Annotated in this window: 18 protein-coding genes; 6 read left to right on the top strand and 12 right to left on the bottom strand. The window is 75.1% G+C overall.

Going from position 1 to position 22,513, the window contains the following annotated elements:
- Nucleotides 1-113: 113 nt before the first annotated feature.
- Nucleotides 114-1,061 (bottom strand): RNA polymerase sigma-70 factor, encoded by a 948-nt coding sequence (locus amrb99_RS25025; protein WP_206700091.1) that lies wholly within the window; start codon nucleotides 1,059-1,061, stop codon nucleotides 114-116.
- 222 nt (nucleotides 1,062-1,283) lie between these two features.
- On the opposite strand from amrb99_RS25025, the gene amrb99_RS25020 reads away from it, so the two are divergent.
- Nucleotides 1,284-1,769, top strand: a complete 486-nt coding sequence (locus amrb99_RS25020) for a carboxymuconolactone decarboxylase family protein (RefSeq protein WP_190860234.1) — start codon at nucleotides 1,284-1,286, stop codon at nucleotides 1,767-1,769.
- Between the two features lie 55 nt (nucleotides 1,770-1,824).
- Here the strand turns inward: amrb99_RS25020 and amrb99_RS25015 are convergent, their stop codons facing one another.
- The 5 genes from amrb99_RS25015 to amrb99_RS24995 form a co-directional block, all read right to left on the bottom strand.
- Nucleotides 1,825-4,293, bottom strand: a complete 2,469-nt coding sequence (locus amrb99_RS25015; RefSeq protein WP_190860232.1) for an ATP-binding domain-containing protein — start codon at nucleotides 4,291-4,293, stop codon at nucleotides 1,825-1,827.
- Between the two features lie 89 nt (nucleotides 4,294-4,382).
- Nucleotides 4,383-5,069, bottom strand: a complete 687-nt coding sequence (locus amrb99_RS25010) for an SDR family NAD(P)-dependent oxidoreductase (protein ID WP_190860230.1) — start codon at nucleotides 5,067-5,069, stop codon at nucleotides 4,383-4,385.
- On the bottom strand, nucleotides 5,066-5,848 hold the full coding sequence (locus amrb99_RS25005; RefSeq protein WP_347256839.1) for an acetoacetate decarboxylase family protein: 783 nt from the start codon (nucleotides 5,846-5,848) through the stop codon (nucleotides 5,066-5,068). The genes amrb99_RS25010 and amrb99_RS25005 overlap by 4 nt, the downstream gene beginning before the upstream one ends.
- Before the next feature lie 90 nt (nucleotides 5,849-5,938).
- Nucleotides 5,939-6,433 carry an SRPBCC family protein gene (locus amrb99_RS25000; RefSeq protein ID WP_190860228.1) on the bottom strand — a complete coding sequence of 165 codons (495 nt, stop codon included), beginning with the start codon at nucleotides 6,431-6,433 and terminating at the stop codon, nucleotides 5,939-5,941.
- A gap of 44 nt (nucleotides 6,434-6,477) precedes the next feature.
- A complete protein-coding gene (locus amrb99_RS24995; RefSeq protein WP_190860226.1) occupies nucleotides 6,478-7,080 on the bottom strand; it encodes an HD domain-containing protein in 603 nt (200 codons plus the stop codon).
- 170 nt (nucleotides 7,081-7,250) lie between these two features.
- Here amrb99_RS24995 and amrb99_RS24990 point away from each other — a divergent pair, with 170 nt between their 5' ends.
- A complete protein-coding gene (locus amrb99_RS24990; protein WP_190860224.1) occupies nucleotides 7,251-9,293 on the top strand; it encodes a PQQ-binding-like beta-propeller repeat protein in 2,043 nt (680 codons plus the stop codon).
- A 31-nt stretch (nucleotides 9,294-9,324) separates the two neighbouring features.
- Here the strand turns inward: amrb99_RS24990 and amrb99_RS24985 are convergent, their stop codons facing one another.
- From amrb99_RS24985 to amrb99_RS24975, 3 genes are all read right to left on the bottom strand, one after another.
- Nucleotides 9,325-10,524 (bottom strand): glycosyltransferase family 4 protein, encoded by a 1,200-nt coding sequence (locus amrb99_RS24985; RefSeq protein WP_190860222.1) that lies wholly within the window; start codon nucleotides 10,522-10,524, stop codon nucleotides 9,325-9,327.
- Between the two features lie 140 nt (nucleotides 10,525-10,664).
- Nucleotides 10,665-11,927 (bottom strand): nucleotide sugar dehydrogenase, encoded by a 1,263-nt coding sequence (locus amrb99_RS24980; RefSeq protein WP_190860220.1) that lies wholly within the window; start codon nucleotides 11,925-11,927, stop codon nucleotides 10,665-10,667.
- Nucleotides 11,928-12,016: 89 nt separating this feature from the next.
- Nucleotides 12,017-13,495 (bottom strand): glycosyltransferase family 4 protein, encoded by a 1,479-nt coding sequence (locus amrb99_RS24975; RefSeq protein ID WP_347256838.1) that lies wholly within the window; start codon nucleotides 13,493-13,495, stop codon nucleotides 12,017-12,019.
- A gap of 54 nt (nucleotides 13,496-13,549) precedes the next feature.
- Here amrb99_RS24975 and wecB point away from each other — a divergent pair, with 54 nt between their 5' ends.
- The 3 genes from wecB (at nucleotide 13,550) to amrb99_RS24960 (ending at nucleotide 17,615) form a co-directional block, all read left to right on the top strand.
- Nucleotides 13,550-14,635, top strand: a complete 1,086-nt coding sequence (gene wecB / locus amrb99_RS24970; protein WP_347256841.1) for a UDP-N-acetylglucosamine 2-epimerase (non-hydrolyzing) — start codon at nucleotides 13,550-13,552, stop codon at nucleotides 14,633-14,635.
- Nucleotides 14,632-15,366, top strand: a complete 735-nt coding sequence (locus tag amrb99_RS24965) for a hypothetical protein (RefSeq protein WP_190860211.1) — start codon at nucleotides 14,632-14,634, stop codon at nucleotides 15,364-15,366. Before wecB ends, amrb99_RS24965 begins: the two co-directional genes overlap by 4 nt.
- Nucleotides 15,367-15,452: 86 nt before the next feature.
- Nucleotides 15,453-17,615, top strand: a complete 2,163-nt coding sequence (locus tag amrb99_RS24960) for a glycosyltransferase (RefSeq protein WP_241755905.1) — start codon at nucleotides 15,453-15,455, stop codon at nucleotides 17,613-17,615.
- Nucleotides 17,616-17,754: 139 nt separating this feature from the next.
- Here the strand turns inward: amrb99_RS24960 and amrb99_RS24955 are convergent, their stop codons facing one another.
- Complete coding sequence (locus tag amrb99_RS24955; RefSeq protein WP_190860206.1) at nucleotides 17,755-18,789, bottom strand: CDP-alcohol phosphatidyltransferase family protein; 1,035 nt, start codon at nucleotides 18,787-18,789, stop codon at nucleotides 17,755-17,757.
- Between the two features lie 185 nt (nucleotides 18,790-18,974).
- Here amrb99_RS24955 and amrb99_RS24950 point away from each other — a divergent pair, with 185 nt between their 5' ends.
- A complete protein-coding gene (locus tag amrb99_RS24950) occupies nucleotides 18,975-20,489 on the top strand; it encodes a hypothetical protein (RefSeq protein ID WP_190860204.1) in 1,515 nt (504 codons plus the stop codon).
- A gap of 39 nt (nucleotides 20,490-20,528) precedes the next feature.
- Here amrb99_RS24950 and amrb99_RS24945 read toward each other — a convergent pair whose 3' ends face one another.
- Together amrb99_RS24945 and amrb99_RS24940 are read right to left on the bottom strand one after the other, a co-directional pair.
- Nucleotides 20,529-21,707, bottom strand: coding sequence for a glycosyltransferase family 4 protein (locus amrb99_RS24945; RefSeq protein WP_190860202.1), 1,179 nt, complete (start codon nucleotides 21,705-21,707; stop codon nucleotides 20,529-20,531).
- Entirely contained in the window at nucleotides 21,704-22,486 is a 783-nt protein-coding gene (locus tag amrb99_RS24940) for a hypothetical protein (RefSeq protein WP_190860200.1), read from the bottom strand. The genes amrb99_RS24945 and amrb99_RS24940 overlap by 4 nt, the downstream gene beginning before the upstream one ends.
- Nucleotides 22,487-22,513 lie beyond the last annotated feature (27 nt).

Genomic DNA, 22,513 nt, shown 5'->3' with positions numbered 1-22,513 from the left:
CCGTTCTGGCGGTGTCGTAAGGAGGCAGCGCCAGCCTAACCGCGCCCGGCCCGCCGCGCGCCCCGTCGCCGTCGTCCCCCCCGTCGCCGCTCGCCCCCGTCGCCGCCCGCGGTTCAGCGCAGGACGGGGGTCTCCTCGGTCATGCGCGACAGCTTCTCGGGGTTGCGGACGGCGTAGAGGCCGGTGATGAGGCCGTCGTCGATGCGCACCGCGATGACGGTGTCGATCTCGCCGTCGAGCCGGAACACCAGCGCCGGGTAGCCGTTGACGTGCGCGGGACGCAGCGACGCGGCGGCGCCGAACCGGTTCAGGCCCGCGGCCAGCGGCGCCACCAGGTCGGCTCCGGTGATGGGCTCCAGCGCGGCCTGCGCGACCCCGCCGCCGTCGCCGAGGAACACGACGTCCGGCGCGAGGACGTCGAGCAGCCGCTGCAGGTCGCCGGTCTCGATCGCCCGCCGGAACGCTTCCAGCGCGCCGGCGGTCTCGTCCGGGGAGACGGGGCCGCGCGGCCGGCGCGCCGCGACGTGCGCCCGGGCGCGGCTGGTGATCTGGCGGACGGCGGCGGGCGACTTGCCGACCGCCTCGGCGATCTCGTCGTAGGGCAGGTCGAACACCTCGCGCAGCACGAACACGGCCCGCTCGGTCGGCGCGAGCGTCTCCAGCACCAGCAGCATCGCCATCGAGAGGCTGTCGGCCAGCTCGATGTCGTCGGCCACGTCCGGCGCGGTCAGCAGCGGCTCGGGCAGCCAGGGGCCGATGTAGGACTCCTTGCGGCGGCGGAGCGTGCGGAGCCGGCCGAGCGCCTGGCGGGTGGTGATCCGCACGAGGTAGGCGCGCCGGTCCCGCACGCCGTCGAGGTCGACGCCGATCCAGCGCAGCCAGGTCTCCTGGAGGACGTCCTCGGCGTCGGCGGCGGAGCCGAGCATCTCGTAGGCGACGGTGAACAGCAGGTTGCGGTGGGCGACGAACGCCTCCGTGGCGGCGTCGGCGCGGCCGGGCCGCTCCGGCGGGGTGCTCGCCGGCTCCAGCGGAGTGCTGGCTCGCTCCTCGGGGTCGTTCATCGCCGGCTCCTGTCTGCTCGTCGTCAAGGCTGCCACGCGCATGAGATGCCGCCCGCCGCCGCCCTGTGACAGGTGCGGCCGGTGGCGTAGGTCACAGCGCGGCGCCGTCACAGGGGCCGGGGCGCCGGCATCTCCATGGCATCAGGACGCCGCGCGGACGGGCCGCGCGGCGCACGGCCCCGCCACGGAGCCCACTTCGGAGTCCGCTACAGAGGAGAAGCCATGGAATCCCGGTTCGACCTGATGGCCAACGCGCTCGGCGCCAAGATCGGCAAGCGGTTCTTCAACGTCAGCCTGGCGATCCAGCAGTCGTCGCTGCCCGAGAGCGTCCAGAATCTGGCGATGCTGCGCGCCAGCCAGATCAACGGCTGCGGCTGGTGCGTGGACGTGCACAGCAAGGACGCCGCGGCGGCGGGGGAGACCGCCGTCCGGCTGGGCCTGGTCGCCGCCTGGCGCGAGTCGACCGTGTTCACCGAGGCGGAGCGGGCCGCGCTCGCGCTCGCCGAGGAGGGCACCCGGCTCGCCGACGCCCACCACGGCGTGTCCGACGAGACGTGGGCGCTGGTGCGCGAGCACTACGACGACGACCAGATCGCCGCGCTCGTCTACCTCGTCGCGATGATCAACGCGGCCAACCGGCTCGGCGTGATCTGCCGCAGCAAGGGCGGTTCGTACGAGCCCGGCGCGTTCGCCGGGCTGGAGAACTGACCGGCGGGCACCCGGCCCGGATCCGCGGATCCGGGCCCGGCCCGCGCCGCGCGCGTCAGCCGGACAGCAGGATGCCCTCCCACTCCGGCGCGGACGTCAGGACGACCAGGTGCTGGGTGGCGCGGGAGACGGCCACGTACAGGACGCGGAGCCCGTTGGGCGACTGCGCGGCGACCGTCTCGGGGGCGGCGATCACCGCGGCGTCGAACTCCAGGCCCTTGGCCTCCAGCACGTCGAGGACCTGGACGCGGTCGGGCAGCCCGGCGGCGAGGCGCGCGCGGGCGGCGGCGTCCCACCGCGCGGACGCGATCTCGTGCGGCAGCGGGATCGTGCCCTCGTCGTGCGTCTCGGCCGGATGGAACGGGACGATCACTCCGATCGTCCCCTCGACCTGCCCGAGCAGCTCCTCGGCGGCCTCCCGCGCGGCGGCGGGGAGGCCGGCCTCGGGGAGGACGCGGACGGCCGGCGCGATCCCCGAGGAGCGGACGGCGCGGGCCGGCCGCGCCTCGGGCAGCGCGCGCGCCAGCACCCGCGCGGACACGGCGGCGATCTCGGTGGAGTTGCGGTAGTTCGTCGTCAGCTCGTACTCGTGCCGGGTGCGGCGCGGCGCGGGCTTGCGGCGGCGGCGGTTCCGGGACGACGGGCGCTCCCCGCTGAGCGCCGCCTCCATGGCCGTGCGGGCGGCGGCGAGGTCCTCCCAGGCGCTCTGCGCCGGGTCCTCCACGACCGTCCAGCTGGCCTGGCGGCCCCGGCGGCCGAGCATCCGCCACTGCATCGGCGACAGGTCCTGCGCCTCGTCCACGACGATGTGCGCGTACTCGGGGCGTTCCTCCACCACGCCGTCGTCGACGCGGCGGGACCGCTCCAGCCGCTCCATCGACGTGGTGAGCTCCTGCATCTCCGGCTCCCAGTCGTCCTCCGCGACCTCCTCGCCGGTGAGGATGTTGACGCCGTCGACCACGAACGGGTCGTCGGCGGCGGCGGACGCGCGGCGGCGGGACGGGCGCGGCGGTGCGCCGAGCAGCGCGTCGAGCTCGTCGATCAGGGCGACGTCCTGGTAGCTGAACGGGGCGTCGCCGCCGGCGGGGGCGGCCCAGGACGCCGCGAGCCGGGCGACGTCGTCGCGGTGCAGCTCGCGCCCGGCGGCGCGGTGCAGCCGGTCCGGGTCGCCGAGCGAGCGGAGCACGTCGGCGGGGCGGCGGATCGGCCAGAACGCCACGAGGAAGTCGGCGAACTCGCGCTGCTCGCGGACGCGCGCGTCGAACTGCTCGCGGGGCGTGCCGTCGCCCGCCGGGCGGCCGGTCTCGTCGTCCAGGGAGGCGAGGCCGTCGGCGGCGAGGATCGCGTTCCACAGGCCGGCCTCGGCGCCCTCCGCCTCCCGCGCGGCCTCCGGCCCGCCGAGGTCGTTGAACCGCCGCCACAGGGCGTCCAGCAGCATCTCGGCGACCTGGCGGCGGGCCGCGTTCACGCTGCCCCGGCTGCGCCGGTGCACGTCGTTGCGGACGCGGTCGAGGGTCCGCCGGTCGAGGGAGACGACGACGCCCTTGAACACCACGCGCAGCTCGTCGGGCGCGCCCGGGGCGTGGTCGGCGACGGCGCGCCGCAGCACGGCCGCCATCGCCTCCGACCCCTTCAGCGCGGCGAGCGGGGGCGTGTCGTGGACGGTCGCGGTGACGCCGTCGACGAGGTCGCCGAGGGAGCGGAGCGTCGCCGAGCCCTCGCCGAGGGACGGCAGCACCCGCTCGATGTAGGCGGTGAAGCGGCGGTTCGGGCCGACCACCAGCACGCCGCGCGAGCCGAACCGGCGGCGGTGCCGGAACAGCAGGTAGGCGACGCGGTGCAGGGCGACCGCCGTCTTGCCGGTGCCGGGGGCGCCGCGGACCAGGACGGTCCCGTCGGCGGGCGCGCGGATCACCTCGTCCTGCTCGCGCTGGATGGTCGCGACGATGTCGCGCATCGCGCCCTCGCGGGCGCGGGCGAGGGAGGCGAGGAACGCGCCGTCGCCGACGATCGTCATGCCGTCGGCGGCGTCGGGGTCGAGGAGGTCGTCCTCCAGGTCGACGACGGTGTGGCCGCGCGAGTGCAGGACGCGGCGCCGGACGACGCCGCGCGGGTCCTCGGGGGTGGCGCGGTAGAAGTCCTCGGCGGCGGGGGCGCGCCAGTCGATGACCAGGGAGTCGTGCTCGGTGGTGCGCACGCCGATCCGGCCGACGTAGCGGACCTCGCCGGACGGCTTCTCGCCGGGGGCGAGGTCGAGCCGGCCGAACACCAGCCCGTCGTCGGCGATGTCGAGGGCCTGGGCGCGCAGCGCCGCCTGGTGGACCATCGCGTCGCGGTCCACCAGGGAGCCCTTCGTGCCGGCGAGCGACTGCCGGTAGCCCTCGCGGATCATCGCCTGGGCGTCCGCGCGCATCTCCTCCAGCCGCGCGTAGGCGATGTCGACGTACCGCTGCTCGGCGGCGATCTCACGGTCCTTGACCGTGCCGCCGGGCTCGGTCGGCCGCCCGGTGACCTGGGACGACATGCAGGCTGCTCCTCGCGCTCGGCTCGCCGGGGACGGCCCCCGGCGCCCTAAGGGGCGAAAGAGACAAGCCTATGCGGTCCCCCCGACGTTCAGCGCGGCGGCGCCGACGCCCGGGGCGGGCGCGGGCGGCGCAGCGCGAGGCGCAGCGGCCCGGTCCTCCCGCCGGGCGCCACGTGCACGTCGCCGGGCCGCGCCAGTGACCGGTCGATCTCGTCGAGGACGAGCCGGTCGGGGACGCCGGCGGGCGGGCTCACGCAGCGGAACGCGACGCCGCGCCCGTGGTGCTCGGCCGCGAGGGCCTCGACGTAGGCGCGGGCGGCGGCGGACGCGGCGGCCGTCGCGGGGGACGCGCCGGACGGCACGATGACGATCACCTCGCCCGCGCCGCGCTCCAGCATCCCGGGCAGCGCCGCGCTCACAAGGGCGGCGGGACCGAGGAACGCGCGCCGCATCACCTCGTCCAGCGGCGCTTCCAGCGCGCCGGGCGGTGCGTAGGCGGGCGGCGGTGCGTAGGTAGGCGGTGGGGCGTAGGCGGGCGGCGGGGCGATGACGAGCCGGTGCACGGCCCCGGTCACGCCCAGGATGTCCGCCACGTCCTCGGGGTCGGTGACGTCGCAGGTGCGGACGTGGGTGTTCGGCGAGCGCAGCGCGGTGGCCGCGAGCCCGACCTCGTCGGTGTCCACGGCGACGACGTCCCACGCCGCCGCGGCGAGCCGCCGCGCCGCGAGCGCCCCGACGCCGCGGGCCGCGCCGGCGACCAGGGCCGTCCGCCTCATGGGCGCACCTCCTCGGCCGGGTCGAAGGTCATCGACAGGTGCCCGACCGTGGTGCTGCTCAGCGCGCGCGCCCGGTCCAGGCCCAGAGACCGCAGTTCCTCGGCCACCGGATGGTCGCCCAAGACGACCTTGGCGCCGCCTGGGCGCATCCGGACGTCGGACGGCGTGAGCGTCCACGGCGTCCGGCGGGTGACGCCGTCCAGGCACGAGTACGCGTCCACCTTGGGCGCTCCGGCGCCGCCCGGCATCGGCGCGCCGGGCCGCACGGCGACCTCGATGGCGGTGCGGCCGCCGAACCGCACGGCGCACCGCTTGACGCGTCCGGCCAGGTCCATGGGGATGTCGGCGAGCTCCTTGGGGAAGCCCCAGATGCTGCGCCCGCACTCCAGGGTGAACTCCTGGTTCACGGGGAGCCAGTGGATGAACGCGCCCACGTCCCGCATGCCGCGCAGCCGCCCGAGCCTGCCGGACGGCGGCGGCGTCCCGGGCGGGCGCACGAGGAACGCGACCGCGAACTCGTGGTACGGCCCGAGGTCGCCGTCGGCGTAGCGGACGAACGCCAGCGAGCAGATCGCTCTTCCTCCCCGGCCGACCGACCCCGACCTGCCTCCTCGGCCCGACCACACCTCGGCGATCTCCAAGCCGGAGTAGGCGATGACGGCCTGCGCGGCGGCGGCCGGGACGGCGAACATGGCCGAGGCGACGGCGGCGTCCCGGATCTGTACCGGAAGCGCGACCTCGTGCCCCTGGATCGGATGGACTTGCGCGGCACTTGTCACACCGGTAAGTAGAACAGGTTCTCGTTTTGCTGCCAAGGGCGGCCCGCCCTCCGGTGGCGCCGCGCGGCCCGGTCGCGCTCGACGCCCGGCTCAGCCGCGCTCGACGCCCGCCTTGATCCGGCCGAGGGTGGCCCGCATGCCCGCGCGGTTGAGCGCGGCGCGCTCCTCGGCCGGGACGCCCGTGAACACCTTCCCGAGCAGCGAGACCAGCCCCGCGCCGCGGGTGCCCCGCCGCAGGTCCTCCCAGTACTCGGTGAGCCGCGTCCGGGCGCCGTCCGCGCCGCCGACGTCCTCGATGCGGTAGCCCCACAGCGCCACCGGGAGGCCGAAGCTCGACACGCGGAAGGCGAACGCCTCGCCGGGGACGGCCACCGTCACCTCGCAGGTGGTGAACCAGACCCGCCAGCCGAGCCGGTTGAACCCGACGAACTTCGTGCCGGGCCGGACGGCCCGCCCGCGGATCCACGTCGCGAAGACCTCGGGGCTCCACTCGCGCATCCGCCGCAGGTCGGCGACCGCGGCGTAGACCGCCCGCGTGCCGGCCTCGATCGCGACGCTCTCCTCGACCACCCACTCGCGTTCCATGCGCCCGATCATCCCACTTTGTGACCGACCGGTCATCGGCCGGGCTAGCGCAGGTGCGAGAACGCCTCGCGCCACTCGGCGTACCAGGCCGCGAACCACGGGTGCGGCTCGGCCAGCGGGACGATGTAGGTGACCGTCTCGGCGTAGTAGCGGCGCTGGAAGTCCGGCGGCATCCGGTCCAGCCGCTGGACGTTGCTGACCCGGTCGGCGAGCTTCACCAGGACCGCCTCCGGCGGGGCGTCCCGCAGCCGGCGCAGGTACGCGGACTTCGCGGCGCGCTTCGCCTGCCGCCCGGCGCCGCCCGCCGGCGGCTTGGTGACCCAGTCGACCAGCTCGGTCACCTCGGGCCCGAATGCGTCCTCGACGTCGGCGAGCGTGGCCGGGGTGTCCTCCACCACGTCGTGCAGCAGCACGGCGGACAGCATCGCCGGATCGGTGACGCCCGCGCCGCGGACGAGCACCTCCAGGGCCTCCAGCAGGTGCTCGACGTACGGCTCGCCGGTCGGGCGCCGCTGGTCGCCGTGCCAGCGCCGCGCCGCGTCCGCCGCAGCGGCCAGCGCGCCGAGGTCGACGCGGGCGCCGTCGCCGGACGACTCCAGGTCCGCGCGGGCGGCGTCCCAGGTGCGCCACCGGGTGAAGACCTCCACGTACCCTCCCTGCTGGTTCCGGTGGTGCCCGGCCCGGGAGGGCGGGGCGTCCCCGGGCGAATCCGTCCGGGCCGTGTCGCGCGGGCGGGCGCGACACGGCAAGGTGGGGGTCCACACTATGCGGCCAGTGGACGGACATGCGGTCGGCGGAACAGGGAGGCGGCACGGGCGTGGGCGGGAGCCGGCGGCGGCCTGACGGCCGGCCGGGGCCGGGTGGCGGCGTCCGCGTGGCGCTCGGCCTCGTCGCGGGCGCCCTCGCCGTCGCGCTGTGCGCGGTCCTCGTCGAGCGGTTCGTCCTGCACGCCGAGTGGTGGCAGGTCCGCCACACCGTCACCTCGCAGCCGGTCGCGCCGCAGACCGACGTCGGCCCGCCGCCCGGACCGCTCGCGGTGAGCTGGGAGGACACCACGCGCATCCACGGGGGATCGGCCGCCGGGTACGACGGCGTCGCCTACGACGTGGCGCGCGGGCAGGTCGTCGCGGCGTCCGGCGGCGGCCTGGTGGTCCGGGACGCGCGGAACGGCGCCCCGCGCTGGAGCTACCGCCGCACCGGGTGGACGCTGCTCGGCTGGACGTCCACCCGGTCCCGCCTCGTCGCCTACTTCGAGCGGGACGGGCGGCGCGGCGAGCGGCTGCTCGTCGGGTTCGACGAGCTGTCGGGCGCGCAGCTGTGGCGGCGCGACGGCGAGCGCCCCGCGGCGGTGTCGCGCGCGACGCTGCGCTGGCCCGCCGGCGCCGGGGTGGTGCTGACCACCGACGACGGCCGCCGCACCCTGTACGGCGTGTCCGCGCTGAGCGGGAAGCGGCTGTGGCGGACGCCGCTGCCGAAGGGCTGCCGGCTGTTCGAGGGCGCGGCGCAGCCCTCGGACGCCCTGGACCCGGCCGGCGATCCGGCGGACGGCGGGGCCGCCCCCGGGCGGCGGGGCGACGCCCTCGCGGCGCTCGCGGTCGGCTGCCCGCGGCAGCCCGGGCGGCTGCTGGCCGTCGACCCGGGGCACGGGCGGGTCCTGTGGAGCCGGACGCTCGCGGCGGGGGAGTCCCCCGAGGTGCGGGTGCTGGACGGCGCGGTCCTCGTCGCGGACGGGGCGGCGCTGCGCGCGTTCACCGCCGCCGGCGACCGGATCGCCGAGTGGGACGGCGACGGGGTGTGCGGCGACCGGATGTGCCCGGCCGTCCTCGCGGGCGGGCGGCTCGTGGTCGTCCGCCACCAGGAAGGGAAGGGCGCCGGCACCGACCGGATGGAGGCGGTCGACGTCCCCTCCGGCACGGTGGCGTGGTCGCGCGACGTCCCCGGATACGCGGCGCTGGCGGAGGCGGGCGGCACGGTGTACGCGCTGCGGCCGCGCCTGGCGGACCAGCTCCTCCCGGCGGGGGTCGACGTCGTGGACCCGGCGGACGGCCGGGCGTCCACGACCCCGGCGCCGTTCGCGACGGACCCGGACCTGCCCGGCGCGCGGCCGTGGCTGGCGGCGGCGGGCGGGCTGCTGTACGCGGCGGTCGCGGAGGCGGCGCCGCGCCCGGCGGGTGCGGCGCGGCTGGTCGCGCTGCGCGGCGGCCCGGACGGCACGGGCCCCGCCGAGCTGGGCGGCGTGCCGGTGGACGACTGGCCGGACGCCTGCTCGCTGCTGAAGAAGGCCGACCTGGCCGCCGTGCACGCCGACGACCGCGGTGCCCGCCCCACCCGGACGAGCGTCGGCGGCGTGACGCTGCCGCGCCCGGTGTCCTGCACGTACGAGACGACCTGGAACGAGTCGGCCGGGAAGAGGCCGGGTGAGGGGCGGCCGTCCGGCGGTCCGAAGCCGTCGGCGACGCCGTCCGCCAAGGCCAGCGCCACCGGCAAGGCGACCGGGAAGGCGGCCGGCAAGGCCGGGACGTCGCCGACCCCCCACGCCTCCGGCGGTGCGAAGGCCGGGGACGACGCGGTGCCCGAGACGGCGGTCCGCGGGCTGACGGTCAGCGTGCGCTGGGTGGCGGAGACGCCCGAGGCGGCCGAGCGGATGCTCGAAGCGCTGGAGGCGGTCCAGTCGCAGGCGCGGGAGCGCCCCGACATCCCCGCCGGGCGGGCCTACGAGCTCGGGCCGACCGCCGGGATGATCGCGCTCCGGGTCGGCCGGGCCGTGGTGGTCGTGGACGTGGACCGCCCGCCCGGTGCCGCGGCCCGCCTCGCCCGGTCCGTCGCCGGCCGCCTCCAGACCTGGTCGGCGGGCACCTGACCGGGCCGCGCCGCGGGCCCCGGCGGACCTGTCAGTAGTCCGGGACGGCTTCGGGAAGAGGCTCGGACAGCTGCTCGGACATCGGCTCCGGCAGCGGTCCCGCCATGGGGTGCGGGGCGATGACCGGGTCGGTGACGACGGAGGTGCTGCGGCCCGCCCACGCCTCCAGCTGCGCCACGAAGCGCTCGGCGTGGACCGGCCAGTGGAAGCGGGCGCGCGCGGCCGCGTAGCCGCGCTGGCCCATGCCGACCCGCAGCTTCGGATCGTCGCGCAGCCTCCGGACCGCCTCGGCGGCGGCGGCCGGGTCGCCGAACGGGACGACCAGCCCGCAGCCGGCCGGGTCGACGATGTCCACCGCGGGCGGGTTCGGCGTGGTGATCACCGGGACGCCGCGGGCCATGTACTCCACGACCTTCGTGGGCATCGAGTGCCGGTAGTTGGGCTCGTCGTGCAGCAGCGCGAGCCCCGCCATCGCGCCCTCGGCGATCCGCAGCGCCCGGTCGTTCGGGACGAACCCGTACCAGCGCAGGACCCCGGTGCGCTGCGCCTCGCGCAGCGCGGGCCGCACGTCGGGGTCGGCGGAGCCGATCAGCTCGACGGTGATGCCCTCGGGGGCCAGCAGCCGCGCCATCTCGATCATGTCGAGCGCGCCGCGCGCCACCGACAGGTTGCCGACGTAGACGGCGCGGCGGTCGTCCGGCGGGCCGGGCGGCAGGTCGGAGACGTAGGTGGTGTTGGGCACGACCGGGTGGTCGCCGCGGAACCGGGCCCGGTACCCCTCCTCGGCGAGCAGCAGCTTCAGCCGCCGCTCGCCGCGCCGCTCCAGCCGCTTGACGGCCGGCCGCAGCAGCGGGCGGACCGGCCCGGGCACCCAGCCCTTCGCGGTGAGCGCCGCCGCCGTGTCCTCGTGGACGTCCCACACGACGGTCCGGCGGTGCGCCTCGCGGGGCAGCGCGACCAGCAGCTCGGGGTCGTGCAGGAGGATCACGTCGGCGTAGCCGGCGTGCTCGGCGATGGCCCGGCGGGCGGCCCGCAGGGCCCGGAGGCGGCGCCTCCCGGTGGCCCGCGGGACGTCCACGGGGCTGACCTCGCGCCAGGGGGTCACGTTGCACGCCCGGAAGGGCGCGATGTAGGTGACCTCATGGCCGGCGTCGAGGAGCGCGCGTATCTGCCGGTGCAGAATGCGCGCATCCTCCGGATGGTGCACCACCGTGCAAACACAGATCCGCATTTCACTCACTCCGCAAGGTGCCGGTAAAATCGCCTGCTGCTCGAGTCTTCGTCGCCCATGGAAATCACTGATGAATTCCCCTTGTCCGCGATGTGGACGGCCGCGGGCGACTCGTGCCGGTCCGCCAGAGCGCCGTCCCGCTAGAGCAGTTCGACGGTTTCGAGTTGCACGTCCCTGGTGCGTCCGCGGGTGTCGAACAGCAGCCGGGCGTGCCGGGTCAGGGTCTCGGCGTCGTAGGCCGCGTGGTCGGCCAGCACGATCACCAGGTCCGCGTCCGCCAGCGCGGTGGGCAGGTCGCCCTCGGCGGGCGGCACCGCAGCGCCGTCCACCTGCCACTCCGTGACGAACGGGTCGTGGAAGGACAGGTCCGCGCCCAGCCGGGCCAGCCGCCGGGCCACGGGCCGGGCGGGCGACTCGCGCTGGTCGGCGATGTCGGCCTTGTAGGTGACGCCCAGCAGCAGCACCTTGGCGCCCTTCAGCGCGCGGCCCTCGCGGTTGAGGAGCTGCTGGGCGCGTTCGGCGACGTAGCGGGGCATCCGGTCGTTGATCTCCTGGGCCAGCTCGACGAACCGGAACGGGTAGCCCAGGGAGCGGACCTTGTAGGACAGGTAGTTCGGGTCGATGGGGATGCAGTGCCCGCCGACGCCGGGGCCGGGCCGGAACGCCTGGAACCCGAACGGCTTGGTGGCGGCGCAGTCGATGGCGTCCCACAGGTCGATGCCGAGCTCGTTGCAGAACACCGCCATCTCGTTGACCAGCGCGATGTTGACGTGCCGGTAGGTGTTCTCCAGCAGCTTGGCCATCTCGGCCTCGCGGGTCCCCTTCGCCTGCACGACGCGCTCGACGAACTTGCCGTAGAACGCGGCGGCGGCCGTCGCGCAGGCCGCGGTGAGCCCGCCGACGATCTTCGGGGTGTTGCGGACCCCGTAGACGGCGTTGCCCGGGTCGATCCGCTCCGGGGAGAACGCCAGGTGGAACTCCTCGCCCGCGACCAGCCCGGAGGTCTCCAGGATGGGGCGCACGACCTCCTCGGTGGTGCCCGGGTAGGTGGTGGACTCCAGCACCACCAGGGCGCCGGGCTGGAGATGCCGCGCGACGGTCTCGGCGGCGCCGCGCACCGCGGTCAGGTCGGGACCGCCGTCCGGCGACAGCGGCGTGGGCACGCAGATCACCACGGTCCGGGCGCCGTCGAGGACGTCCTCGTCCAGGCTCGGCGCGAACCCGGCCGCCAGCATGTCGGCCACCTCGGCCGGCGTCACGTCGTCGATGTGCGACAGCCCGGCCTTCAGCCCGGCCACCACCCGCGCGTCACGGTCCAGACCGCCGACCTGCAGCCCGGCCCGGCACGCCTCCCGCACGAGCGGAAGTCCCACATAGCCGAGTCCGATGACCACCAGATCCATGCCCGGCTCCCTTCGAGATCGGTGCGCGCGCCCGGCGCGCTCCCGGATGTCAGGTATGGCGATTCGTTCGATCGAGGCGATGTCGGTCGCTACGGCCCCATCGGGGGCCGCAGGCCGTAGGCGGCCCGGTATCCCGTCGCGACGGCCCGCCAGGTGCGTTCCGCCCGAACCCATTCCCGGGCCCGCTGTCCTGTTTTTCGCCTTCTTTCGGGACTGTAAGCCAGCTCTTCCAGACAATTCGCCCATGCTTCCGCGTTTTCCGGAACTGTTAACGCGCCGGTCACGCCGGGTTCCACGATTTCGCGAAGTGCCCTGACATCACTGGCTATGACGGGGATTCCCCCGGCCATCGCCTCCAGCGGCTTGAGGGGCGTCACCAATTGGCAGACCCGGTCCGCCCGGCGCGGGACCGCGAAGACATCGAGGAGCGCGTGGTAGCGGCGAACGGAACCCATCGGCACCCGCCCGGTGAACACGGCGTGAACGCCGTGCCCGGCCGCCCGCCGCTCCAGGGCGCCGCGCTCGGGTCCGTCCCCGACCAGCAGCAGCGTGACCGGCGCGCCGCGGTCGCGCAGCAGCGCCGCCGCGTCGATCAGCGTGTCGATGCCCTCGTAGCCGTAGAACGACGACGTCAGGCCCACGACGGTGGCGTCCGCCGCGATGCCGAGCTCCGCGCGCAGGCCGGAGGCGTCCGGCAGCGGTTCGAGGAACGCCTCGTCCACCCCGTTCGGCACCACGAAGATCTTCTCCTCGGGGACGCCGCGGGAGGCGATCTCCGCCCGCATCGCCTCGCCGAGCGTCACGACCGCGTCGGCCTCGGCCATCCGGCGCGTCTCCAGCTCTCGGGTCAGCCGGTAGAACTCGTCGGACGCGCTGTGCGCCGGGTCGCGCGACAGCCACGAGTCCTCCAGGAACCCGCGCACCTCGTACACGACGGGCAGCCCGTACCGGCGCCCCAGCTCCAGCGCGACCGCCGCGTTCAGGTGGTTGCTGACCGCGTGCAGGACGTCCGGGCGCAGCTCCTCGACGAGCCGCCCGGCCAGGTCGGCGCCCTTCTCGACGGCCCGCACCGGACCGGCGGGCGGCAGCCACGGCAGCAGCCGGTGGTACGGGACGCCGTCGACGTCCACGCGGGCCCGCGCGTCGCCGAGCCCCTGGCTGAGCGGGTACCCGAGCCGCGTCGCGACGTGGGTGTCGAACCCGGCCTCCCGCTGCGCGAGCGCGATCCGGTGCGTCCGGACGGTGTAGCCGGCGTTCGTGGCCGGCAGCGCGTTCGTCACGAACTGCAGCACGCCCGTCCCGGAACCGTTCCGGGGACGGGCGGCGCCGCCGGAGACCGGCGGGGTGCGCGCCAGCAGCGCGCGCAGCTCCGCGTTCTCCCGGCGGGCGCCGCGCGGCCGCGGCACCGCCAGCCGGGACCGGCGCAGCCGGCGCCCGCCGAGCGGCCCGGGCGCCGCCCGGGCCAGCAGCCGCACCGCCAGCCGGGGCGCCCGCCCGGGATCGTCGCGGATCTGACGCCAGGTGAGTCCCAGCAGGTAAACCGGCTTTTTCAGGGCAAGGTTCCGCACGGCGACGGAGCGTAGGCAACCCTGATGAACAGAAGGGAAATTGTGGTGTCACCCATCGTGCACGTCCTCGGGGCGCGCCCCAACTTCGTCAAGGCGGCGCCCGTCATCGGCGCCCTGCGGGCCGCCGGCGCCGACCAGGCGGTGATCCACACCGGGCAGCACTACGACGCCCGGATGTCGGAGATCTTCTTTGACGAGCTGGGACTGCCCGAGCCCGACGTGAACCTCGGCGTCGGCTCCGGCGGGCACGCCGAGCAGACCGCCGCCCTCATGGTCGGCCTTGAACGGGAGTTCACGAGCCGTTCACCGGTGCTCGTCATCGTGTACGGCGACGTGAACTCGACGATCGCCGCCGCGCTGGTCGCGGCCAAGCTGCACATCCCGGTCGCCCATGTGGAGGCCGGGCTGCGCAGCTTCGACATGACCATGCCGGAGGAGGTGAACCGCCGGCTCACCGACCAGCTCTCCGACATCTGCCTGGTGACGAGCCCCGAGGGGATCGGGCACCTGGCGAACGAGGGCGTCCCGGTGGAGCGGGCGCACCTGGTCGGCAACCCGATGATCGACACGCTGCTGGCCAACCTCGACTCCTTCGACACCGGACGCGTCCGGGACGCGCACGGGCTGCCGGACCGGTACGTCCTCGCGACCATGCACCGGCCCGCGAACGTCGACGCGCCGGGGACGGCCGCCGCGCTCGTCCGGCACCTGCACGGCGTCGCCGACCTGGCCGACCTCGTCATCCCGGTGCACCCGCGCGGCCGCGCGAACCTGCTGGCCGCCGGGCTCGGCGACCACGACCGCGTGCACGTCCTCGAACCGCTCGGCTACATCGACTTCATCGCGGCCGTGCGCGGCGCGGCGGCGGTCGTCACCGACTCCGGCGGCCTGCAGGAGGAGACGACGATCCTCGGCGTGCCGTGCCTCACCGTCCGGCCGAACACCGAGCGGCCCATCACCATCACCCACGGGACCAACCGGCTCGTCACCTTCGAGGAGCTGGTGCCGGGCGTCCGCAAGGTCCTGGAGTCCGGCGCGCAGGCCGGCGACCGCAAGCCGCCGCTGTGGGACGGCCACGCCGGCCCGCGCATCGCGGAAGTGGTCATGGCGTTCCTCGGCGAGAACGGAGCCCTCGGATGAGCGGAGCCGACGGCGCGAAGGCGAACCGGCAGGCGGCGCGGCTGCGCGCCGCCCTGCGGGAGCGCGAGGCGCGCGTCCAGGAGCTGGAGCGGCGCCTCGGCGCCCTGGAGACCTCGGTCGCCCTGCAGTTCGGCCGGCTCGTCGCCGGCGCGGCGCGCAACCCGCGCCGCCGCGGCACGCGGCTGCCGAAGGAGCTGTACCGGCTCTGGCGCAAGCGGAACGGCCCCGAGCAGGGGCCGCCGCCGTCCGGGAGCGAGCGGCTCCAGCTCGACCGGATCGACCGGCCCGAGGACCGGCTGCTCGCCGCCGCGCCGTACGAGGGGATCGTCATCGCGGGGATCTTCGCGCCGGCGACGGCCGCGGCGCTCCGCGAGCACGCCAAGGTGATCCCGCTCTACCCGCACGACGCCACGATCGTCCTCGACACCGCGGACGTGGATCTGGTCGTCGTCGACGCGGCGGCCGGCGAGCCCGGCGGCCCCTGGGCCTACCTGGGCGTCCCCGGCATGTACGACCGGGACCGCGCGCTCCACGACGTCCGCCAGATCGCCGCGGCCCGCTCGCTGCCGCTCGTCCTGTGGGGGGAGGCGCCGCCCGCCACGCTCGCGCTCCTGGACTGGGACGCCGCCGCCACCACGCCGGACCGGCTGCACGACCTGCTCGAACCCTCTCATCGGGCGCGGCCCGGGGGGTCCGGGGGTCCGCCCCCGGAAATGACGCTGCCTCGTTGAAAGGAACTGCTGTGCCACCTCGCGCCCTCGTCTACGGCGACGTCGACCTGAACCTGATCGACGGATCGGCGATCTGGGCCCAGGGCATGGTCCAGGCGCTGGCCCGTGCCGGCTGCGCGGTGACCCTGGTGCTCAAGGCCCCGGTCCGGACCGGCCGGCTGGTCGACCCGCTGCGCGCCCTGCCCGGCGTGACCGTCCGCAGCCCGCACGCCGAGGGCCTGGTCGCGGGGGAGGCGGGCATGCCGGCCAAGCAGGCCGCCGCGATCCTCGCCCGGGTCGACGAGCCGGAACCGTTCGACCTCGTCGTCGTGCGGGGCCGCCGCCTCGCGGGCAAGCTGTCCGGCGGCCCGCTCGCCGGGCGCCTGTGGACGTACCTGACCGACGTCCCGCAGTCCGCCGCCGAGTTCACCGGCTCCGCCAAGGGCGAGCTGCGCCGCATCGCGGACGCGTCGCGCGTGCTGCTCTGCCAGACCGAGGAGCTGCGTGGCTTCCTGGAGAGCGCCGTCCCCGCGACGGCCGGCAAGAGCGTGCTGTTCCCGCCCGTCGTGGTGCTGCCCGACGGCCTGGAACCGCGCCCCGACGGCACCCCGGACGGGCGCGCGCTCAAGCTCGTCTACACCGGCAAGTTCGCGCCGCGCTGGAACACCTACGAGATGACGTCGCTGCCGCGCCTGCTCGCGATGCGGGGCGTGGACGCCGAGCTGCACATGGTCGGCGACAAGATCCACGACGACCCGAAGGACCCCGGGTTCGCGACCCGCATGCGGACCGCGCTGGAGTCCGGGGAGGGCGTGGTCTGGCACGGCGGCCACCCGCGCGCGGAGGCGATGCGGCTGACGGCCGCGTCCGACGTCGGGCTGTCCTGGCGGCACCCGGAGATGGACGCGAGCCTGGAGCTGTCCACGAAGGTGCTGGAGTGCGGGACGCTCGGCGTCCCCGTCGTGCTGAACCGCACGCCGATGCACGAGCGGCTGTTCGGGGTCGACTACCCGCTGTTCTCCGCCACCGAGGACGACGTCCTCGACGCGCTGACGATCATCGGCAAGAACCCCGACGTCTACACCCTCGCCGCCGAGCGCTGCCGGACCGCCGCCGCCGGGTTCACGCTGGACGCCGCGGCCGGGCGCCTGCGCGACTGCCTCGCGCAGACGTTCCCGGAGCCGTCCGCCGCCGTCCTCGCCGCCGCCGAGGAGCACGCGCGGAGCTCCGCCGCCTCGGACGTCCCGGCCCCGCCGGAGCCCGCGGAGGGGCGGCGGCGCCTGCGCGTCGGCGTCGCGGGCCACGACCTGAAGTTCTTCACCCGCCTGCTCGACTACCTCAGGTCGCGGCCCGACATGGAGGTCCGCGTCGACCCGTGGGCGGCGCTGCGCGTCCACGACGAGGAGCGCAGCCAGGAGCTCGTCGACTGGGCCGACGTGATCGTCTGCGAGTGGTGCGGGCCGAACGCGATCTGGTTCGCCCAGCGCAAGCGGCCCGGGCAGCGGCTCGTCGTCCGGCTGCACCGCTTCGAGCTGTACGCGCGCTGGCCCCGGCACCTCGACATCGACGCCGTCGACCAGGTCATCTGCGTCAGCCCGCACTACGCGCGGCTGACCCACGAGATCCTCGGCTGGCCGATGTCCAAGATCACCACGGTGCCGAACTGGGTGGACGACCGGCAGCTCGACCGGCCGAAGCTCGCCGGCGCCGAGCACCACCTCGGCATGATCGGCATCGCGCCGTCCCGCAAGCGCCTCGACCTCGCCCTGGACGCGCTGGAGGAGCTGCGCCGCGACGACCCGCGCTTCACCCTCTTCGTCAAGTCCAAGCTGCCGTGGGAGTACTGGTGGATCTGGCAGAAGGACGAGGAGCGCGCCCACTACGAGAAGGTGTTCCGCCGCATCCGCCGGTCCCCGGTCCTGTCCGGCGGCGTCGTGTTCGACTCCTACGGCCGCGACGTGGCGTCCTGGCTGCGCCGGATCGGGTTCGTGCTGTCCACCAGCGACGACGAGAGCTTCCACCTCGCGCCCGCCGAGGGCATGGCGTCCGGGGCCGTCCCGGCGCTGCTCGGCTGGCCCGGCGCGGAGACGATCTACGACACCCGGTGGATCCACGCGGACCCGTCCGCGATGGCCGCCTCGATCTCCGGCACGGTCGCGCTGGACCGGTGGGAGGCGGACGCGGCGCTGGCGCGCGACCAGGTCCGCGCCGCCTACGGGCTGGACGAGGTCTGCCGCCAGTGGACCGACCTCCTCGCCGCCGCCCCGTGACCGGGACCGCCGCCGGCCAGGGGCGGTAGGCGGGCGCGGGCGAGGACCGTGACCTCCAACACCGGACGGCCCGGCGGGAAGCGCGCATGGGGCGCGCCTCCCGCCGGGCCGTCGCGAGTCGTGGAGGCCGGCGGCGTGGTCAGCCGGAGCTGCCGACCACCGCGGCGCCGGAGTGCGCCGGCTCCTCGGCGGGCAGCTGCGCCCGGTAGCCCTCGATCGTGCCGTTCAGCTTGGCGAGGCTGCGGCTGTAGTCCCGGCTGGACAGCCAGAACTTGTAGATGATGAACAGCTCGAAGGCCAGCATGCCGGCGGCGCTCACGCACACGACCGGGATGATCGCGCCCGGCACGGCCGCGGCGATCACCGGGGCGACGATGAACACGCCCATCTGGAACTCGATGCCGCTGATCAGGTGCGGGCGGATCCGGCCCCGCAGCAGCACGTTGCGGATCCGGATGTACCAGGGGAACCGCTTGTAGAAGCCCGCCTGGAGGTCGGCGTTGGCGCGCTCGGTGTCGCCGACGACCTGCTCCTCCATCTCGGGGTCGGTGCCGAGCGCGCCCTCGGCGGAGCGCAGGTCCGCGCCGACCTCGCCCGCGTCGGGCAGCCCGCCCTGGCCGCCGTCGGCCCGCCGGACCGCCGCCTCCAGCGTCTCCGCCTCCCGGCGCGCCTCCAGCAGCGTGGTGCGCATCTGCGAGCGCACCTTGTAGATCTCCAGCGCGTCCATGTAGCGGAGCATGTCCAGGAAGACGACGCCGAGCGCCGTCCACACGTAGGCGACGTTCCCCGTCGCCGCGTACTGCCCGGCCATCAGCGCGATCGCGCAGGCCAGCACCCGGACCCGGTCGAAGATGTAGTCCAGCCACGCGCCGAACACCGACCCGGTGCCCTTCAGCCGCGCGATCTTGCCGTCCATGCAGTCGAGCGTGAACGACAGGTGGTACAGCACCGCGCCGGCCAGCAGCCACGGCCACGACGCCACCGCGAAGCAGGCGCCCGCGCCGAGACCGAGGATCAGCGCGCCCACGGTGAGCTGGTTGGGCGTGATCCTGGTCCGGTTCGCGGTGAACTTCACCAGGCGGGCGGCGAGCGGGTCGACCAGCAGGACCGTCCACCACGCGTCACGCGCCTTGTACGTCCGTTGCCGAACGTCGTCGAGCGTGAAGTTCGCCATGGAGGGGTTTCCTTTCGTCCCGGGACCGCTCGATGGTATCGGCTGTCCGGATGCGGTCTCCGGCATTGTCACCGAGTCGTGACTCCGTTAGTGGGACGCATGGGACGAGCAGGGCGCCGGCACCGCCTGTCCAGATCGTTTTGATGGGCGTGGCTGGGTAGGCTTTGGCGGTGCGCGTCAGACCTATGGCAGTTCTTGCCCAATTGCCCTTCGCCTGCGTGCTCGTGGCGGCCACCTGGATCCGGATCATCGCGGTCCGCGGCTACCCCGCGCCGCACTGGACGGGCGACTCGCCCAGCTACCTCGAAGCCGCCCTCAAGCTCCGGCCCGGTGAGACGCGCCCGAGCGGCTACCCGATCCTGCTGTGGGCGCTGAAGCCGTTCCACTCCTTCACCGTGATGGTGTCGGTGCAGCACGCCATCGGGCTGCTCGGCGGGGTCCTGGTGTACCTGCTGGTGTGGCGGGCGGGCCGGGCGGCCTGGCCCAACGGGCCGGACGGCAGCGCGGGGCGGCTCGGCTGGCGGTACCTCGTGCCCGGGCTGCTCGGCGCGGCGCTGACGGTGCCGGTGCTGCTGGACAGCTACCAGATCGCCCTCGAGCACATGCTCATGTCCGACTCGCTCTTCACGTTCCTGCTGCTCGCGGCGGTGACGGCGGCGCTGTGGCGGCGCCGGGCGACCTGGTGGCTCGGCGCGCTCGCCGGGATGTTCGCCGCCTTCGCCGCGGTGACCCGCTCGGCGGGCCTGCCGCTGATCGCCGTGATCCTGCTCGGCATGCTGCTGCGCCGCGCGGGCTGGCGGCCGCTCGTCGCCGCGCTGATCGCGTTCGTGCTGCCCCTCGGCGGCTACATGTACTGGTTCAAGGAGACCTACGGCCAGTTCACCGTGTCCAAGGCGAGTTCCATCTGGCTGTACGGCCGCACCGCCGCGTTCGCCGACTGCGCCAAGATCAAGCCGAGCCCGGAGCTGCGGATCATGTGCCCGCCGCCGGACGAGGACCCGCAGATCGCGCCGGCGTTCGTGGTGCTGTGGACCGCCGACTCCCCGTTCCACCGGATCCCCGGCTGGATCACCGGCGACCAGGCCAACCGGATGGCGAGCGACTTCACGAAGCAGGCCATCGAGAAGCAGCCCGGCGACTACGCGCGCGTCGTGGTCCGCGACACCTGGCGGTCCTTCGACTGGAAGCGCGAGCCGTACCCGACGCCGTGGACGTGGCTGGAGTACGTGTTCCCCAAGGGCGAGTCGTGGGACGACGAGCAGGCCCTCGTCGCGGAGAAGTACGACCCGTCCGGCGGGGAGACGAAGGTCGTCCAGCCGTGGGCCGGGAAGATGCTGGCCTACCAGGACCGCATGTCGATGCCCGGCACCGTCCTCGGGCTCGTCCTGCTCGGCGGCCTGGTGTTCGCGCTGCCGCACGTCGGGTGGCGCGGCACCCGGCGGCGGCTGCTCGGGCCCGTCCGGCACTGGGGGACCGGCGCGCTGATGCCGTGGGGGACGAGCCTCGCGCTGCTGGTCATCCCGGCGGCGACCGCCGACTTCGACTACCGCTACGTGCTGCCCGCCGTGCCGTTCGCGTGCGTGGCGCTGGGGCTCGCGCTGCTGCCGTCGCCGCGCCGCGTCCGCGAGGACCCGGTGGGCGAGCCCGGCCCCGGGCAGGACGACGACGAGCCCGCCGCCGAGGAGTCGCTCAGCGCCTAGCCACGCCTCGCCGGCGCCGCCCTGCTGGCGCCGCCTCCGCTAGCGTCGCTTCGTCCGGCGGGGGCGGGCGCGCAGGTCCGCCAGCATCCGCTCCCAGGCGGCGGCCACGACCGCGATGTCGAACCGGCTCGCCGCCGCGACGGCGTTCGCGGCCATCGTCAGGCGGAGCTCCTCGTCCTCGATCACGCGCAGCAGCGCCCCGGCGAACGCGTCCGGGTCCTCGGGCGGGACGAGCAGCCCGTCCCGGCCGTCGGTGATGATCTCGCGGGGCCCGCACGGGCAGTCGAAGCCGACCACCGGCAGCCCGCACGCGAACCCCTCGATGATCGTCATCCCGAACGACTCGGCGCGCGAGGACACCGCGAGCACCGACGCCTTGGCGAGCTCGCCCTCCATGTCGTCGGTGGGGTCCATCATCAGGACGTTGTTGTACAGGCCGAGGCGGGTCGCCCTGCGGCGCAGCTCCTCGCGCCGCGGCCCGTCCCCGTAGATCCGCAGGCTCCACTCCGGGTGCTTCTCCACGACCTTCGCGAACGCGTCGATCAGCAGGTCGTAGCCCTTGATCCACACGACCCGGCCGGCCGCGACGACGATCCGGTTCTCCTGCCGGGACCGCGGATGCACCCGGGGCGGCAGGCCGTTGGGGATCGCGCGGACCGGGCACGACCCCGGCGGCAGCAGCTCCTCGTAGGCGGCCCGGTCGGCGGCCGTCAGGCAGGTGAGCGCGTCGAGCCGCGGGTACCACTCCTTGATCTCCGCGAGGATCCCCGGCTCGTTGATGCCGAGCTGGAGGTGCTCCTGCCCGACGACCACCACCCGGCGGGGTGCCAGCCGCGCCGCCGCCAGGTTGAGCCCGGCGCGCGTCGTGACCAGCACGTCCGTGTGCAGGTGCCGCAGGAAGCGGGTGAGCCGGTCGTCGGTCCAGGCGCTGTACTTGTTGAAGCTGCGCTCCTCCGGGTGGACCATCGCGGACGGCTCCGGCATCAGCCGCTCGGCGCGCGCGGTGTTCGGCCACGGGACGGTCGCGCCGGGCCGCACGTCGACCAGGGACCGCAGCCGGACCCGGTCCGACAGCGGCAGGACGGGCCGGTCCCGGTCCCGCAGCACGCTCACGACCTCGACCTCGTGCCGCCGCGACAGCTCGTCGGCGAGCGTGAAGGTGCAGCGGACGGTGCCGTCGATGGAGAAGGCCTCCAGCAGCAGGAACGTGATCTTCACGCGCCGTCATCCCCCACCGGGCGGCAGGAGACCGCCAGCTGGTCCCGCTCGGTGTAGTACGGCCGGACGGCCATCTCCCGCCCGCCCGGAGCGGCGACCTGCCGGGGGTAGGACAGCTTGCCGCGCTTGCCGGGCGCGTCGTCGAGCCAGGTGCCGAGGCGGGCGTGCACGTCGCCGACGTCGAGCCACAGGTCCCACAGGGCGGGCTCCGCCGCGGCCAGCGCGTCGACCGCCAGGCGGCCGCGGAAGCCGGTGCCGTCGAGGGCGGCCTCCCCGGTCACCGCGGCGCCGCCGTCGCGCGGCGCGGCCACGAGCCGCGCCGTCTCGCCGGTGCGCGGGCCCGTGTACGCGAGCCACCCGTCGATCCGGATCTCGCCGTCGCGCGGATGCACCGCCGCCACCTCGGCGTGCGGGGTGACCGTCCGGACGCGGAGCCGGGCGTGCCCGTTCCGCGTCCGCACCGCCCGGACGGCCCGGTCGCGCGGACGGTCCGCGTAGGCGCGCAGCCCGTCCAGCGAGAAGCCCGGGTCGTCGGTCAGGATCGGGCGGGCGGAGCCGTCGCCCGTGCCGCCGCCCGGCCCGTCCGCCGTGGCGTCCGTCTCGATGAGGGGCTCCCAGGTGCCGGTCGCCAGATCGCCGACGTGCAGCTCCAGCGACCGCCGGTCCGCCGCGACGGGCACCGGGCGCGTCTCGCCCGACGCCCGGTGCCGCAGCACGACCCGCCGCCCCTCCGGCAGAGGGTCGTGCCACCGGATGCGCAGGCGGTCGTCGGAGCCCACGCGGCAATGGTTGGCCACCGCGTCCAA

The organism is Actinomadura sp. RB99, from assembly GCF_014706005.1.
Taxonomy (GTDB): Bacteria; Actinomycetota; Actinomycetes; order Streptosporangiales; family Streptosporangiaceae; genus Spirillospora.
This window is presented reverse-complemented; position numbering and strand designations above follow the sequence as displayed.

Excerpts from the sequence above, each read along its gene's own strand:
- amrb99_RS25025 (WP_206700091.1), bottom strand. The coding sequence starts at position 1,061 with ATGAACGACCCCGAGGAGCGAGCCAGCACTCCGCTGGAGCCGGCGAGC.
- amrb99_RS25020 (WP_190860234.1), top strand. The coding sequence starts at position 1,284 with ATGGAATCCCGGTTCGACCTGATGGCCAACGCGCTCGGCGCCAAGATC.
- amrb99_RS25015 (WP_190860232.1), bottom strand. The coding sequence starts at position 4,293 with ATGTCGTCCCAGGTCACCGGGCGGCCGACCGAGCCCGGCGGCACGGTC.
- amrb99_RS25010 (WP_190860230.1), bottom strand. The coding sequence starts at position 5,069 with ATGAGGCGGACGGCCCTGGTCGCCGGCGCGGCCCGCGGCGTCGGGGCG.
- amrb99_RS25000 (WP_190860228.1), bottom strand. The coding sequence starts at position 6,433 with ATGGAACGCGAGTGGGTGGTCGAGGAGAGCGTCGCGATCGAGGCCGGC.
- amrb99_RS24985 (WP_190860222.1), bottom strand. The coding sequence starts at position 10,524 with ATGCGGATCTGTGTTTGCACGGTGGTGCACCATCCGGAGGATGCGCGC.
- amrb99_RS24980 (WP_190860220.1), bottom strand. The coding sequence starts at position 11,927 with ATGGATCTGGTGGTCATCGGACTCGGCTATGTGGGACTTCCGCTCGTG.
- amrb99_RS24965 (WP_190860211.1), top strand. The coding sequence starts at position 14,632 with ATGAGCGGAGCCGACGGCGCGAAGGCGAACCGGCAGGCGGCGCGGCTG.
- amrb99_RS24960 (WP_241755905.1), top strand. The coding sequence starts at position 15,453 with ATGGTCCAGGCGCTGGCCCGTGCCGGCTGCGCGGTGACCCTGGTGCTC.
- amrb99_RS24955 (WP_190860206.1), bottom strand. The coding sequence starts at position 18,789 with ATGGCGAACTTCACGCTCGACGACGTTCGGCAACGGACGTACAAGGCG.
- amrb99_RS24950 (WP_190860204.1), top strand. The coding sequence starts at position 18,975 with ATGGCAGTTCTTGCCCAATTGCCCTTCGCCTGCGTGCTCGTGGCGGCC.